This window comes from Pseudoalteromonas sp. T1lg76 (genome assembly GCF_002964725.1).
In the GTDB taxonomy this organism is placed as follows: domain Bacteria; phylum Pseudomonadota; class Gammaproteobacteria; order Enterobacterales; family Alteromonadaceae; genus Pseudoalteromonas.
Window position 1 is genome coordinate 50,080 of the sequence record NZ_PQCE01000022.1, and the last position, 16,554, is coordinate 66,633.

11 protein-coding genes and 2 pseudogenes are annotated in these 16,554 nt (G+C 50.8%); 3 read left to right on the forward strand and 10 right to left on the reverse strand.

Going from position 1 to position 16,554, the window contains the following annotated elements:
- Positions 1-207 precede the first annotated feature (207 nt).
- Complete coding sequence (locus tag C2M35_RS08825; protein ID WP_105265126.1) at positions 208-2,883, forward strand: TonB-dependent receptor; 2,676 nt, start codon at positions 208-210, stop codon at positions 2,881-2,883.
- Positions 2,884-2,979: 96 nt separating this feature from the next.
- On the forward strand, positions 2,980-3,684 hold the full coding sequence (locus C2M35_RS08830) for a UTRA domain-containing protein (protein WP_105258904.1): 705 nt from the start codon (positions 2,980-2,982) through the stop codon (positions 3,682-3,684).
- Between the two features lie 189 nt (positions 3,685-3,873).
- Here the strand turns inward: C2M35_RS08830 and C2M35_RS08835 are convergent, their stop codons facing one another.
- The 9 genes and pseudogenes from C2M35_RS08835 to C2M35_RS08870 form a co-directional block, all read right to left on the reverse strand.
- Complete coding sequence (locus C2M35_RS08835) at positions 3,874-5,697, reverse strand: 2Fe-2S iron-sulfur cluster-binding protein (RefSeq protein ID WP_105265127.1); 1,824 nt, start codon at positions 5,695-5,697, stop codon at positions 3,874-3,876.
- Complete coding sequence (locus C2M35_RS15780; protein WP_325034838.1) at positions 5,697-6,413, reverse strand: PepSY domain-containing protein; 717 nt, start codon at positions 6,411-6,413, stop codon at positions 5,697-5,699. The genes C2M35_RS08835 and C2M35_RS15780 overlap by 1 nt, the downstream gene beginning before the upstream one ends.
- Positions 6,414-6,482: 69 nt before the next feature.
- A pseudogene (locus tag C2M35_RS08840) lies at positions 6,483-9,590 on the reverse strand (efflux RND transporter permease subunit); the annotation flags it as partial.
- A gap of 16 nt (positions 9,591-9,606) precedes the next feature.
- Positions 9,607-11,337, reverse strand: coding sequence for an efflux RND transporter periplasmic adaptor subunit (locus C2M35_RS08845; protein ID WP_105265128.1), 1,731 nt, complete (start codon positions 11,335-11,337; stop codon positions 9,607-9,609).
- Positions 11,337-12,734: a TolC family protein gene (locus tag C2M35_RS08850; protein ID WP_105265129.1), complete on the reverse strand. Its 1,398-nt coding sequence runs from the start codon at positions 12,732-12,734 to the stop codon at positions 11,337-11,339. Before C2M35_RS08850 ends, C2M35_RS08845 begins: the two co-directional genes overlap by 1 nt.
- Positions 12,734-13,219: a DUF411 domain-containing protein gene (locus tag C2M35_RS08855; protein WP_105265150.1), complete on the reverse strand. Its 486-nt coding sequence runs from the start codon at positions 13,217-13,219 to the stop codon at positions 12,734-12,736. The genes C2M35_RS08850 and C2M35_RS08855 overlap by 1 nt, the downstream gene beginning before the upstream one ends.
- 101 nt (positions 13,220-13,320) lie before the next feature.
- Positions 13,321-13,710, reverse strand: a complete 390-nt coding sequence (locus C2M35_RS08860; RefSeq protein ID WP_105265130.1) for a hypothetical protein — start codon at positions 13,708-13,710, stop codon at positions 13,321-13,323.
- 208 nt (positions 13,711-13,918) lie between these two features.
- Positions 13,919-14,167, reverse strand: a complete 249-nt coding sequence (locus C2M35_RS08865; protein ID WP_105213109.1) for a hypothetical protein — start codon at positions 14,165-14,167, stop codon at positions 13,919-13,921.
- 195 nt (positions 14,168-14,362) lie between these two features.
- Positions 14,363-14,617, reverse strand: a complete 255-nt coding sequence (locus tag C2M35_RS08870) for a DUF3297 family protein (RefSeq protein ID WP_105200915.1) — start codon at positions 14,615-14,617, stop codon at positions 14,363-14,365.
- 166 nt (positions 14,618-14,783) lie between these two features.
- On the opposite strand from C2M35_RS08870, the pseudogene C2M35_RS15920 reads away from it, so the two are divergent.
- Positions 14,784-15,931, forward strand: a pseudogene (locus tag C2M35_RS15920) (hypothetical protein).
- Between the two features lie 154 nt (positions 15,932-16,085).
- On the opposite strand, the gene C2M35_RS08880 reads toward C2M35_RS15920, so the two are convergent.
- A complete protein-coding gene (locus tag C2M35_RS08880) occupies positions 16,086-16,550 on the reverse strand; it encodes a YybH family protein (RefSeq protein ID WP_105265131.1) in 465 nt (154 codons plus the stop codon).
- Positions 16,551-16,554: the final 4 nt, after the last annotated feature.

The window sequence follows — 16,554 nt, forward strand, 5'->3', positions numbered from 1 at the left end:
CCTGATAGCAGGATAACAGCCCATCTTGAAAAATTTTTGAGATCAATTGTTAAAAACCGGTAAATGAACTGTTGTATATACCGCAACCCTAATGTATAAAAAAAGAGCGGTATATACAGCAGGGATTAAATTGGTATTGCTCTACACTGCCATTAAACAGGATCTGAGAACAATAAATTTAATAGAATCAACTAGATCGGAGTTACTATGAAACTATCACCTATTGCCAAAGTGTTGTGCCTGGCTTTTCTTGCATCCCATACGGTGCACGCACAAGATGAGCAAGTAGATCAACAGAACGAAGCGGATATTGAGAAGATCCAAATTACCGGTAGCCGAATCAAGCGAACGGATATGGAAGCGGCCAGCCCGGTTAGCGTGATCACCTCGGATCAAATTCTTGCCACCGGCATTTCCAATGTTGAAAACCTCTTACAAGAGATGTCTTTTTCTGCCGGTGTTGCGGGTAACCAAACAAATGCCTATTGGACCAGCGGCGGTTATGGCACGGCTCAAGTTAACTTGCGTGGTATGGGGATCAAAAGAACGCTTGTGCTGTTAAATGGACGACGCATTGTCTCCGGTGGTACGGGTGCTAACAGCTCGGTTGACTTAAACATGATCCCGACTTCAATCATTCAACGCATTGAAGTACTTAAGGACGGTGCCTCTGCGGTATATGGCGCAGACGCAGTGGCCGGTGTAGTCAATATCATCACTAAAAATGATTTTGATGGTGCCGAGTTAGACGTTAAAGCAGGTATGGCCGATGACGGTGACGGTGAAAGTCAAGACGTCAGCCTGAGCCTGGGTGGTGATTTCGATAAGGGCAACTTCTTTGTCAATGCAACATACAGCAACAGTGAAGCCGTGCGCCAATCCGATCGTATCGATTGTCCTGTGTTTGGCACCGAAGACAGTGAACTGGTGTGCTTCGGCAGCGGCACCACAGAGGGCGGCCGAGCGCTTTTACCCGATGGTACGGCGGTACAATTCAACCAAAATCCTGACACGGCAACCTATGGCGACGACTTTGGTCCATACAACAGTGCAGAGCATGGGTTTGACTGGCTTCCCTACCTAAACGCGGTCAGTCCGCTAGAACGCATCAGCATCGCCAATTTTGCCAATTACCGTATTAATGATGACACCCGCTTATTCTATGAAGCCATGTATACCAAGCGCAAGGCAAGCCAAATAGTAACGCCGCGCAATGGCTTTGGTGGCATCAGCGTTGATGCCGATTTCCGCTACAACCCAACCGGCCAAGACGTTGAATTCCAGCGCCGCCGCAACACCGAACTAGGCGCCCCTTTCTTTTTCCAAGAAACAGACACGGTACGAATCGTCTTGGGCCTTGAAGGCGAATGGGACAATGGCTGGTATTGGGATGTGGCCTACAACTATGGCCGCAACACGGGTAAAGATGGTTGGACATTTGATATCGACCCAGCTAAGGCACAGCAAACCCTGGATGACAGTATTTGTACCTACGACAACAGCAATGGTATCCCCTGTGGAGATTGGTTCGGTGTGAATGAGCTCACACCCGAAGTCATCGACTATGTTAAATACCGCCGCGAAGGCACGGGTGGTAACGAAATGCGCACCTGGACCGCCAACGTTTCCGGTGAGGCATTTGCACTTCCTTATGGCGCCCTTGCGGTGGCCGTAGGTGTCGAAAAACGCTGGGAAAGTGGTTGGCGTGACCCGGATTCCACGGTACTGGCCAATGGCCTGGAGGATGAAATCTCCGGTCACTTCAGCGTTACCGAAGCCTATTTCGAGCTTTCGGCCCCCCTCTTAGCGGATCTGGATTTTGCCCAAAAAGTCGATGCCGAATTCGCCATGCGCTATTCGGATTACGACACCCTTGACCCGGAGACCACCTATAAACTGGGTATTACCTGGAAAATCGACGACAGCCTGATGCTGCGCACGGTTAAGTCTACCGCCTTCCGCGCACCGGCCATTACCGAGCAGTTCGGCGGCACCAACGGCGAGAACCTGCGAACCATAGACCCGTGTGAGAATGCAACCGGCGCCATAGCGCAAAACTGTTTGGCCGATAATGTGCCTGCCGGCTTCGTTCAGGACGGCACCACGGTACTCACCAATGTAGGTGGCAACCCGGACATTGGTCCAGAGGAAGCAGACACACTCACCGCCGGTATCGTTTGGCAACCTCAGTTTCTAGACAACTTTTCGATGACGGTTGACTACTTCGATATTGAAGTTGACGGCGCCATTACCTCGGTCAACGGCTCGGATATGTTAAAGCTATGTTATGAAGATCCTGTAGGTAATTCAGAGTTTTGTGGTACATTTACCCGTCATCCACTGACCCGACAGGTCACTGAGATTAACCAGCGTCCGGTGAATGCGGCGACAGAAAATGTCGCGGGTGTCGACCTCAACATGGACTATAAATTTGACCTTGCAGGGTTAAATGCAAAAACCAGTTTAGATGTCACTCGCCTGCTAAAACATGAAAGCACGCCTTTCGCCGGTCAACCTACAATCGATAAAGTAGGTTTCATCACCGAAGATCAAGGTAGCTACACCAAATGGCGCAGTAACTTTAACTTTATGGTCATGGCGGATTTATGGTCAGCGGGGCTGTCGGTACGATATATAGGTTCTGCGGATGATGTGAATGGCGGTGATTTCGATCCACTGGGTAAATCCGTTGGCTCGGTCACTTATACAGACGTGCAAGGCTCGTATCGTATTAATGACGATTTGCAGCTGTCTGCGGGGATAGATAATATATTCGACAAGAAGGCGCCCTACTTAACGTCTTGGAATGACGCCAATACGGACGTTATGACCTACGATTTAATTGGTCGCAGAGGCTTTGTCCGTTTAAATTATAAGTTCTAAGAGCTTATAACAAATAGTGATGTAGGCTTTAACTATGGTGAAGCCTACATCTCACTAAATAAATACACCTTATACACATGGATAACGTTGTAAGCGATGCAAGTTCCAAAATACAAAGAAATCAGCAATTTTATAATCTCAAAGATAAATAGCGGAACTTGGGCTGAGAACGAAAAGCTGCCATCTGAAAACGACCTAGCCGAGTTGCTCGACAGCAGTCGTATGACGGTAAGAAAATCGTTAGAACAGCTGGTCGCCGACGGACTGCTTTATCGCCGACCCAGTGTTGGCACCTTTGTCGCGCCAAAGAAAGTGCAGAGTTCCTTTTTGGAAATTCGAAACATTGCCGATGAAATTAAAGAGCGCGGCCATCAGCATTCAAGCCTTGTCCTTAGTAAGGTGCTGATGAAGCCCACGGACAAGTTATTAGAGCTGTTAAAGCTGGACACTTACGTCGATGTAGTAAGAGTGGTGATTTTACATCAAGAAGATGGTAAGCCCTTTCAGCTCGAAGAGCGCTATGTCAATGCCGAGCTAGTGCCCGATTTTTTCAACCAGGACTTTACCCGTATCACCTGTAATGAATACCTCAATACCCAGTTGCCTGTGACCAGTGCCGAAATCTCAATTGAAGCCATTACCCCACCCAAAATCCTAAAACACCAATTAGGAATGAACGATGGCGATCCCTGCCTAAAACTCACCCGGATAACCACCTCGGGCAGTAACACCGTCAGTTTCGCTAATCTTTACCACTCGGGTAATGCATTTAAACTCACCGGCAAACTGGTTTCCGTGTAACCCTTATCGTCTGAACTCAGCCAATGTTGTGCGTTTGCAGGAACGCCTTTTAGCCCTGAACACATCCGCCTCTACCTCCGGCCACTAGGCCAAACGCCGTGTCGACCTATGCTCGCTAAAGTAAAGCCACAAAAAAGCCGAGTAGTTACCTACTCGGCTCATTTTTATCGCTGATTGACTCACTTAACCCTAACTAAAGCTATCGAAGTGGATAACGTTTTTATCGACGCCCATATTAACCAGGGTGGCTATGGTTTCATCCATCATGGCTTTAGGCCCACACATATAATAGTACGCGGCTAACAGGGCTTCTTTGTTCATATTATTGAACAACACCTGCTGGGCATAGCCGGTGGCGCCTAACCAATCCGGACCTGCTTGCGATAGCACAGGGGTATAACGGAAATTATCAAAGCGCTGGCTAAGGGCAAAAAACTCTTCCTGATAGAGCAGGTCTTCTTCATGGCGCGCACCAAAGTAGAAGTGAATTTCCTGCTTGCTATTGTTGGCCAACAGTAGCTCCTTGATGATTCCTCTCAGCGGCGCCATACCAGAGCCCGAGCCGATCACCACAATGGGCGCCTTGGGGTCTTGGTCAACATAGAACTCTTCGAATGGACCCAAAGCATCAACCGTGTCACCTGGCGCCATGTTACATAGATAACTGGAACCCGAGCCCGCCGGCACGCCCTGTTGCGGGGCGCGATGATATTTAATGGCAAATACCAGCTCTTCGTCTAACTGGCTCACCGAGGTCAGTGAGTAGTTACGTGAGCAAGCCGCTCTGGGGTACTCGCTATTATCTTCCTCGTCCCAATACGCTTTATAATCGCTTGGAATATAGTGCGGCCTTGCGGGTACTTGCCCTTCGGGAATAAAGAAACGCATAAAGGCACCGGCTTTATAAGCCAATGGCGGCCCCTGAACTTTAAATCGCAACTCCTTGATATCCGGGGTTACAAACTCACTGCCCACCAGGGTCAGCTCAACCTTTTTGGCATCGGTGACATCGAACAAGGTCATGTCTTGAACATCGTCACTAAAGTGTTGACAGGCTAACCTAAAGCCTTGTGCCAGCTCAGCTTGCGAGAAGTGTTGCTGGTCGGCGGAGGTAGCCTTAGGTGCGGGGTTAATCAACACCTTACAACGCCCACAGGTGCCACCGCCACCGCAGGTAGACGGCAGGGAAATATCATGGCCCGCGAGCCCATCTAACAGATTCGTCGCCGTAGAGAGCTCAAGCTGATCAAGCAACTGCTGCTCGTGATCGAATATTTTCACCGACGTTCGCTTCGACAGCAGGGCGACCTTATACTGTCCACGGCGAATAAGATCTAAGGTCCAGATCAGCCCCGACAGCGACAACCACAAGGTAACAAAGGCGAACAGAATAATCTGGATATTGTTAAAGCTGCCCTCATTGCCGTAATCCATAAAGTGCAACATAAAGAAGATATCAGCGAAGCGCTTATGAGCATCGCTATGCCCGACCACGCGGCCCGACCCCGCCTCGATATAGACACTGGTTTGAATATCATCGTTAAAGTTCACCCGCCACGCGGCATTTTTCTGCTTGGGAAAGTCTTCAAGGGGTGGCTGCAGCAGGGTCACCTCTCCGACGCTGCCCGGGCCATTGTAAGATTGTTTGGCAAGGCGCGTGGCAAAGGCTGCATCTATGCTCACCTCATTACCCCGATAGGCATCAAACAGGCTGTATTCGTTTTCAAAGTACGGGTACAGGCCGCGCTTATGGGTAAGCAAATAATAGGGCTGACCGAGCAGTGCAATCTGCTTGAGCGACACACTGGGCTCGGCTTTTTCCAGCACGCTTCTTGGTTCGACCAAGGCCGAGGAATCTATCTGCACTTGGTCATGCGCGTGGGCGCGATAGGTATGACCGCCGACCTTATGGTGATCCATCAAGTTAAAATAAAAGCCGCTGCCTAACCACAGCATAAACTGAACCCCCACGACCAGGGAGGTCCATTTGTGTATTGATCGTATCCACTGCATTAGACATCACCTCGTTGTAGTTGATTTTTTTGTTGGAGGTCTTGCGTTAAGGCATGCTCTTCTTCGTTCTTTTTGAACACCCTAAAGTACACCAGCACCATGCCGGCCAGGGCGGCCAAGATGCTAAACAGGGTCACCCAAAACAGCAATTGATTGTCTATTTCACTGTCTTCGTAGTCCATTACGTGGAATCTAAACATCCAGTCGAACAAGCGCCACCATTGGTGTCGCTTGGCCAGCACCTCACCGCTGCGGGCAGAGATATAGAGCGCCGGGCTGCCCAGGTTGTCGAAATTCACACGCCATGCTGGCAGTGCATTGTGCACCCGTCGACTCAACTCAAAGGGTGGGTTGTCGTCTATGTATTCAACACTTTCAACGTCACCGCTGCCGGTGTACTCGGACTTGGCTACCCTTACGGCTTCGTCTTTGCCCAGAGGCGAGAGCAAGACGCCGGTGTTGGCATCAACCAAATAGTGAACATCGTCCTGCACAAAGCGATACACGGGTTTATCCAGGTGCATCCCCAACGAGAGCTTCTCCAAGCCCGTGTACTGAGCCCTTAACGAGCTCATGGGATAGTTGACCTGCTGCACCGCCACCTTGGTCTGATGGTTGTGAACCAGGGTGTCGCCGTGCACATAATCTATGTCAAAAAACACCATATAGGCCCCGGTAACCGACCAGATCACAAACTGAGAGCCCAAGAACAGCATCAGCCACTTGTGGTATTTTCGGCTGCTTTTTAGCAGGCTAAAGGGCGGTGTTTTGTCTGCCTCAATGGCGCGAACGCGCCAGATAAAGTAGACCGCCGGTAAGACCAGCAGGGTCAGCAACACCGCACTGAGCATGCCGCCCACCATGGGCGCGGCAATACGGCTCATCACCTCGGAGCCGGTTCCCGAACCATATAAGATGGGCATTAGGCCGATGATAATGGTGGCAACCGTCATCATTACCGGGCGAATACGCATGCCCGCCCCTTCCATAATGGCCGCTGTCAGCTGTGCTCTATCAAAGGCGATGCGCTGCTCTTTACAGCGTTCCCTCGCCTCCTTATAGGACTGGTTTAAATACACCAGCATAATCACGCCAATTTCAACCGCGACCCCGGCCAAGGCAATAAAGCCAACACCCACGGCCACGGAGAAGTTAAAGCCCTCAAGGTACATCAACCATAGGCCGCCGATCATCGCCATGGGCAGGGTGATGATAATGATGCCGACCTCAACAAGGGATCTGAAGTTTAAGTAAAGCAGCACCACAATAATGGCCAGGGTGAGTGGCAAGACATAGGTCAACTTATCTTTCGCTCGCTCCATGTACTCATATTGTCCGGCCCAGTTGATCGAGTAACCCGCGGGTAAATCCAGGTTGGCAACCAAATGTGCCTTAGCATTTTCAACATAGGTGCCCACATCCACATCGGCGATATCGATAAAGGTCCAGCCGTTAATACGGGCATTCTCACTCTTGATACCCGGCGGACCAATCTCGATACGAATATCGGCAACATCGCCAAGGGCAATCCGTTGTCCATTTGGTGTCACCACGGGCAGGCGAGCAAGCTGCTCCGGCGAGTCGCGGTAATCCTGGGGATAACGCAGGTTGACCGGATAGCGCTCCTGGCCTTCGATGGTTTGCGTCACATTCATGCCGCCGATGGCGGTCGAAACCACCTGCTGCACATCTTCAATGTTTAACCCGAAGCGGCTCGCTTTTTCCCGTGAGATATCCACCTTGATATAACGGCCGCCGGCGACGCGCTCGGAGTAAACCGAGGCGGTTCCTTGCACCTGAGGCAAGAGCTGCTCAATTTGCTGACCTATGTCTTGAATGACATCCAATCTCGGCCCCGCAACCTTAATCCCCACCGGGGTTTTAATGCCGGTTGCCAGCATATCGATACGGGTTTTAATCGGCATCACCCAGGCGTTGGTTAGGCCGGGGAATTTCACCAATTTATCAAATTCCGCTTTCAGGCTTTCGGTGGTTACGCCTTCGCGCCACTGATCGCGCGGTTTAAGCTGAATAAAGGTTTCTATCATGGTCAGCGGCGCCGGATCCGTCGCCGTTTCCGCTCGCCCAACTTTACCGAACACAGTCTCCACCTCTGGCACGGTGCGGATCAGCCTGTCGGTTTGCTGCAACAACTCCCGGGCCTTACCAATGGAAATACCCGGGTAGGTGGTTGGCATGTACATCAAATCCCCTTCATCCAAAGGCGGAATGAACTCACTGCCAATTTTGTCTACCGGGTAGAATCCCACTAGGGTCAAGGCAAGGGCCAGCACCAGGGTGAGTTTCGGGAACTTCATCACCTGCGCCAGCACAGGCTTATAGGTGGCAATCAACAAACGGTTGAGCGGGTTTTTCTTTTCCGAGACCACCTTGCCGCGAATAAAGTAACCCATCAATACCGGCACCAGGGTAATGGCCAAACCGGCAGACGCCGCCATGGCATAGGTTTTGGTATACGCCAGCGGCGCAAACATACGCCCTTCCTGCGCTTCAAGAATAAACACCGGCAGGAAAGACACAGTGATGATCAGCAAGCTAAAGAACAGCGCCGGCCCCACTTCGGAGGCGGCCTTGGCCACGATTTCCCAGCGGTTTTCGTTGGTCAGGGGCGTTTTTTCCATGTGTTTGTGCATGTTTTCTATCATCACGATAGCACCATCGGTCATGGCACCAATGGCAATGGCGATACCGCCCAGGGACATAATATTGGCATTGATCCCCTGCATATACATGATGATAAAGGACACCAAAATGCCCAGCGGCAAGGTAACCACGGCGACAATGGAGGAGCGTAAATGGAACAGGAAGGCCACACAGACCAGTGCCACAATGGCCAGTTCTTCTGCGAGCTTGCTCCAAAGGTTATCAACCGCGCTTTCGATCAGTTTGGAGCGATCATACACAGTGACAATCTCAACCCCTTCCGGCAGCGACGACTTCAAGGATTCGAGCTTGTCTTTGACCCCATCTATGGTTTGTTGGGCGTTTTCACCAAAGCGCATCACCACTACGCCGCCAACCACTTCGCCTTCGCCGTTTAATTCCGCAATACCACGGCGCATTTGCGGCCCCAGGCTGACATTGGCCAGATCACCTATACGCAGCGGCGTACCTTGTTCATTTATACCCAGGGGGATTTTTTCAATGTCACTGACCGACTTAATATAGCCGGTGGCGGTCACCATATACTCGGCTTCGGCCAGCTCGACCACGGAGGCCCCCGTTTCCTTGTTACCGCGCTGCAAGGCAACTTGAATTTGCGCCAGCGGTACGTTGTAGGCGCGCAGCTTATCCGGGTCGACCTGCACCTGGTACTGCTTCACCATACCGCCCACGGCCGCCACTTCGGAAACGCCGGGCACGGTTTGCAGCTCATACTTCAAGAACCAATCCTGAATACTGCGCAACTGACTTAAATCATGGTTACCGCTTTTATCCTCCAAGGCATAGATATACACCCAACCCACACCGGTGGCATCCGGGCCCAGTTGCGGTTTGGCCGTCTCCGGCAGGCTAGAAGCCACCTGGCTTAGGTACTCCAGCACCCGCGAGCGTGCCCAATACAAATCGGTGTCATCATCAAAGATGATGTAAACATAGGAGTCACCGAAAAAAGAAAAACCGCGCACCGTTTGTGCACCGGGCACCGACAACATGGCCGTGGTCAGCGGAAAGGTGACCTGATCCTGGACCACCTGAGGCGCCTGCCCCGGGTAGCTGGTTTTAATGATCACCTGCACATCGGAGAGATCCGGAATGGCATCAACCGGGGTGTTCTTCAGCGAGTACAAGCCGCCAAAGGCTATGATCAGGGTGATCAGCAAGACAAAGAAACGATTGCCTACCGACCAGCGAATTATTGATTCAATCATAACTACTTCCCTCTACTTAATGCGCTGAGTGATCAACAGCATCTTGCTGTTGCGTATTATCAGCGAGAGAGATTTCGGTGATGACAAAGTCGTCTCTGATTTCAAAGGTAAACATCACTTCATCGCCGACGTTAAAAGCAGAAATATCGACATCCTCGGCAAGCATAAAGTCCATGGTCGCCGCCGGGCGGCCCCACTTTTCAATTGGTCCGCGGCTGATGTTCATGATGCGGTTTTGCGCATCAACAAGGTTTATCACCCCCATCACGGTGGCACTGGACACCTCGGGCTCGGTCATGATGTGAATACCGGTTAGCTCATAACCGCCGTCATCGGTTTTGGTTACTTCAAAATGCAACGTCTGACCCGATTTTAAGGCGTCAATATCCACCGAGTCTGCCACGGTAAAGTCCATGGTCATCTCTGGCCAGTCCCATTCTTTTGCCGGTCCGTGGGTGATGTTCACCATGCGATGACCCGCCATGACACTGTTCACTTCCCCTTCCATCCATACCGATGTAGGCACTTCGTCGTGATACATGCGTTTGAAATCCGAGCTCTTGCTTGATTCCGAGTCAATTAAGAACTGCGCTGAGGTCACCACCACATCGCCCTCTTCAAGACCCGTTAGTATCTCCACCTCGTTCTCGCCCACTCGACCTAGGGTTACCGCAACCGATTTAAACTGGCCGTCACCAAAATCCAGCACGACACGATCTTGCTGTCCGGTTCTGATCACCGATTCTTTTGGCACCACCATGGTATTGCCGGTTTGCTCTGCCTGCAGCGACACCTGCGCGAACATATTCGGCTTAAGCAAATAGCCTGGATTATCAAATTTCAAGCGCACCCGCAGGGTACGCGTTTGGCTGTTAAGGGTGGGATAAACATAATCAACCACACCGTGCCATTCTTTACTGGGTAAATAATCCAGTGTCATCGACACCGGCAGGCCTTTTTTGATGACATCGGCATCGCGCTCGAACACCTCCGCTTCGACCCACACCTGATCCAGCTTGGCAATACTCATCAGCGTGGTACCGGGCTGCACATAAAACCCTTCACGCACTTGCAAGCCATCCACAACCCCTTGTTGTGGCGAATAAAAAGTAACGGTTTGGCGCACCTTGCCGGTACGCTCCAGCTCATCAATAAACTCCGAAGACATGTGCAACGCCTTTAAACGCTCTCTGGCTGCAACGGCCAAAGAGCCACTGCTATGCTTTAAGGCGATCAGAAACTCTTCCTGGGCATTGACCAGTTGTGGCGAGTAAAGGGTGTATAACGCCTGCCCTTTATCCACCGGGTTACCGGCGGCTTTGACGTAGAGCTTTTCTATCCAGCCATCAACACGGGGGTGAATATGGATCAGTTCGTCTTCATCATATTGGACGTAGCCCACGGTGGAGATATTGGTTTGCATCGTTTTCACTTGCACCGGCGCGGTGCGCACGCCCAAATTATGGATCACGTTCGGAGAGATTTTTACCGCTCCTGGGCCAATATCACTGCCCGACTCTTCTTCCTCGTACACGGGCACAAGGTCCATCCCCATGGGTGATTTACCTGGCTGATCACGACGGTAATTGGAGTCCATGGGCGCCACCCAATAAAGCGGCTTCTTTTCCCCTGAGTCGGCGACTGTTCCGCTAGTGTCAGACTCTTGGCTGTGAAACAAACTCATGCCCCCGACTCCGATCAAGGCACCAATGATCACGGCGATAATCGTTTTGTTGTTAGACGACATTATTCTTCTCCAATTCGGTGTGTATGTATGGACTGGCTGTTGGTTTGCTGTTGTGGTTGGTAGCGAGCCATAAAGTAATTGATTCGGGCAACGGTTTTAAGCAGGTTAACGTCAATGTTAAGTGCCGAAATACGGGCATTTAACACGGCGATCCGGGCCCGAACGACCTCGGCAAAATCACCATCATCATTGGTGTACGCATTGAGCGATGCATCTGCCTGTTCTTGTGTTTGTTTAAGTAACAGCTCGCCGTAGAGCGCCTTTCTGTCGGACAAGCGCTTTAACTGCTTGAGCTCTTTTTCCACGGCGCTGATCATTTGCTTGAGCAGCAGTAACTTCTCTGTTTTTACCGACTCAGACTCGGCGATTGAGGCGGCCACTTGTTTATCCTGGTTATTCTCGGTGAAAATCGGCAGGTCAAAGGTAACGCCCACAGAGAAAAAGTCGGCGCGACTGTCGCCGGAAGGCATATCGCCCCGGTAGCCGTAGCCGGCGTTGACACCCCATTGGGGCTTATAGCTCTGCTCGGCCAGCTGCACGCCTTTTTCTGACACCTGCTGTTTCACATCTATGGCCATGAGGGCGGGATGATAAGCCAACTCGCCGGCAAGGCGCTGGCGGGAATAATCGGATGCCTTTAACAGTTCAGCATTTAACAGCTGCAGTGTAGGCAACTGGTTTGATACCTCAAAAGCGAAGGTGCTTGGGTCGTCATCGAATGTGATTGCAAACTCATCTTCATGGTAGATATGCAGCCATTCGTTAAGCTGCGCCAACAGGGTATCGAGTTTTTGCTTTTCTACCGTCAACCTGTCTTCGAGTTGCACAATTTCCAGTTCGGCGCGAATAACATCCTGCTGGCGCGTCTTACCAATCACATTGGAGTAGCTAATCATTGCCACCTCGGCAATTTGCTCAAACAGCGCTCTGTCGCCCTTGATAAGCTCTATTGTGCGCTGCGCCAGGTAAGCGTCTAACCACAGCTCTGATACCTTACTTTGAAGCTGCGCTTTACGGTTCGCGCGCAGCAGCGGGTACTGGGTCGACTCGAGCTCAAGCTGGCTTTGTTTTAACTGCAAGCTATCACCGCGAGGGAACATTTGCGTCACGCCGACTTTCACTTGCGTCATCCCCTCTTGCTCAAACTCCCAAGTATCTACCGGCAGGTTCATTAAACCGAGGGAAACCTGAGGGTCGGGCAAAGCACCCGAGGCAATGCTCTTGTTTTCAATGGCTTGCTGTTTTAGGCGATTACCATGCAACCAAGGGTCATTTTGTTGCGCCATCATGACCGCTTGTTCAAGGGTGATCGCTTGCTGCGCCGTCGCCGCCTGCGAACTCGCGGCCACGGCGATAGCTAACAGCCAGGTAGCAAGGCTAACAGGATAGCTAGTCATTAGAACTGCTCCTCATAGGTCTTAACATGTGCGTAGACTTTGCTGCTGCCATCTTTGTAGAGGATAAGCACCTGATAGGGCGTAAACCTGTCACCCACTTCCATGCCGGGTGACCCTAGGGGCATGGCGGGAACCGACAGGCCGATGGCATCGGCGTGCTCTTCTTTTAGAAATGGCCGGATAAACTTGGCCGGCACATGGCCCTCAAAAGCAAAACCATCGCGTGAAATGGCACTATGGCAGGAGCGATAATTGGCGGCGATGCCAAGCTTGGTTTTGACCGGGCTGATATCCAGATAGTCTTTGGCATAGGTAATGAACCCCTCACTCTCGACGTGGGAGATCCATTTTTTACAGCAACCGCAGGTCGGTGTTTTGTACACCAACAGCTCTAAAACATCATTGCCATTGCTTCGTTCATTGGCATGAACAACACTCGGTAAAAGCAGTACTAACACTGCTACTTTTAAAAACTTTTTAATCATTTTAGCCCCCAGCAAATGCTGGCTTTTCAACACGTTTACACGTGCATTATCACAAAAGTGCTCATCATCTTTGAGCAGATTTTTGACGCATTAACCCTGTGTTAGGCAAAAATGGGGGGGCGAAAAAGAGACGTTTGAATTGCGCTTGGCTGCGCAGAGGTGGCGCTAATGACGGCCTCACTGACGGCAATTACGTCGGCCATAGCGGTAGAGGAATTAACAAGGGTTACCGATGTACAGGCGTTTGTCGGGCAAACACACTGCACCTCACAGCAGTCGTCCATCATAGCTGAATTCATGGTTGTATCGCCATGTTCCATGCCTTGATGATGCTGCATCTGGGTATGATCGGTCACCATCTTCATGGCTGCATGAGCTTGATGAGCGTCCATAGCCGTTTCACATGTCATCGCAGAATAGGCGAATGCCTGCCCAAGCAGAGCAATCAGCACGGCTGCAATAACTAATACCTGTGAAACCAGTCTAAACATAACACTCTCAAATTGAATAACCTAAAAAGACTAAGCTACTTTTTGCGTAAAGTAAATGCTTTGTAGATAAAGCAACTAGCGAAAGCGTTAGCAAATTCACCACCAATAAAAAGCCGGCGTGAAGTTTTAATCACACCGGCTTATTTTGTATCGCTTGCTTGTGCGCCCGTGGCCTAACACATATTGTCGGTCGCCGAGCAGAACACACTTAGTGTCTTCTTTGCGGTGCGTTTTGGATCATTTCTTTGCCATTTTCATACACATAGGCGCTCACCCAACGTCCATATAGAAGCTGGTGATTGTTGTCCAGCACGGCTACAAAGGGACGGCCATCGGCATTATTGGTCGCCAGGGCAATTCCCGTGGCGTTTTCCAGCCCCAGAGCACCACTTTCAACTAAACGTAAAAACGCTTCAAGCTCTTCCAGGGTTTCAATAATGTCGTTGTCATTGATCATGCTTATTACTCACTTAAACTCCGATAGGTGTAGAGTAGCACCTCTGGACGAACCGATAAATAAAACGCATCCCCGCCCAACGTCAAAGTATGCCCGACGTTTCAATAATTGCTCAGGGATCACGCGTTTACCCAAACTGCACTCACAAAAAAGCAGGCCAATTGCAGCCTGCTTTTTTAAAATCAAAATGAATCCTTACGATTCGCGATAGAAAACTTCTACCGTGCCTTTGCTTTTCAGCAGTAGTGGCTGGCCGCGACGGTCTAGCGCCTTAGGTGAGGCTACCTTAATCCAACCTTCGCTGATGCAGTATTCTTCTACGTCGAAACGCTCTTTGCCGTTAAAACGCACGCCAATCTCATGCTGTAGAATTTCTTCGTTGTAGAACTTGCTACGCGGGTTGATAGAAAGCATGTCTGGAATAGCCGGTTTTGCATTTGTGTCTGTCATGATGATTTTTCTTAATTTATAAATGTGCCGCTATTGTAGGTAATACCGCAGCAATGCTCAATCATCAGCGCACCAAAACAACCGGCTGATTTATTTGCGCTGGGCAATGAGACATAGGATAGTAACGCAAGCATCCAACTAGGCATTGACACTGTATAGGACCACTATGATCAAAGCACTTCTGGCTTCTGGCCTTGTTTTATCCACCTTACCAGCATTTGCGGCCAACCTTACGGTTGAAGAGCTGCGCATTGAAAAAGCCACCAGCGCCATGCCTCAGGTATTAAGCGCCTTTAGCGCTGATATCAGTCAATTTGAACAGCAGTGGCAAGGCGCCAAAAGCTATGCCGAAGCAAAAGATCGGGTGCAAGCGCATGCCAGCGAACTCTGGCAAAGCGCCAAGCAACGCCTTACCAGCAGCGTAAGTTATGATGATCGCGAGCTCTATTGGGCACGGCTGCACTCCAGCAAAGTAATGCGCTCGGTTAAGCCCGCATTTGCGATGAGCGCTGCTGAGCAAGCCACCCTGCTGGCTCTGTTAGAGCACGGCAGCCGTGGCCGTGATGACCTTGAATACACTAAGGGCACAGAGAAAAAAATTCTCCTGACCGGCTTTGATCCCTTCTTGCTCGATAAAAACATCAACCAGAGTAACCCTTCCGGCGCGGCCGCCCTGCTCCTCGATGGCCAGGTGATAAGCTTTAAGGGTGTGCAAGCGGAAATCAACACCGTGATGATCCCGGTACGCTATGAGGATTTTGACCAGGGTCTGATTGAAGAGATCCTCGCCCCCTATTACGCCCTGAATAACGTGGATATGGTGTCACCGTGAGCATGGGCCGTAAAGACTTCGACCTTGAGCGCTTCCCCGGCAAGCGCCGCAGTGTTACCGCGCCGGATAACGCCAATATCGTCTATGGCGGCACGCAAACGGCACCGAAAATCTCCAGCCTCAATGGCCGTCCCTTACCTGGCGATGAGTTTGTGCAGTTCAGCCTGCCGGTAACGCAAATGCAACAGGCCAAGGGCCCATATAAAATCATCGACAACCACAAGGTCACCACGTTGGAGAAAACCTTTGAGCCCAAGACCCTGGATGAGCTTAAAAACGCCGTTGCGGTAAACGGCGGCGGTGGCGGCTATTTATCGAACGAGATCTCCTATCGCAGTATTCGCCTGCGCAACGAGCTCAATTCCGACATTCCCACCGGGCATATTCACACCCCGCGTATCGCCCAGTTTGAACCTGAAGTGGAAGCAAAAATTGTGGCCCAGATTAAGGCCATGCTGGAGCACAGCCTCACGGCCATTTAGCGCTTGCCTGCGCCAATGGCGAGCAAGAGCAATAAAAAAGCGCCTTAAGGCGCTTTTTTATTAGCGTTATGCATCAAGATAATCACTTGAACGCAATCACTTGCGAGTGCGTCTGGCCTGGCAGTCAGGCTCAGGGCTCTAGTGGCGCCAGGGCTTAGTTAGACCAGTGAATATGCTTGATTTTCCACTGTCCGTCTTGTTGCTCCAGCACTATGGTTTCCATGCTCTCATAATCGTATTGCTTATCCTTATAGGTGCCCTTGGTATGGCTGCGTGAAACAGAAACCGCGGTGTTACCAAAAACCTCAACCTGATGTTCCAGTGTTTTTGATTCCATCATTTTCAGGTATTTCATATCGGATAACATATGATGATGCGCATATTCGTCGGCACTGCGCTCTACGCGCCCGCCCTCGAAAATAATAATATCATCGGCAAGCTGTGCCGTGGCGAGCGCCTTATCACCGCTTTTAAGGGCCTGTTTAAAGGTTAGCACCGCCTTGGCCGCTGGTGTGTCCAACCCTTTGAACAGTTTCGCGTCTTTTTCATCGCCACCCTGGGCTTGGCCGGCAACGCTGGTCGTTGCCAGTAGGAATAAAAATGCCGATAGTAATTTCATTATG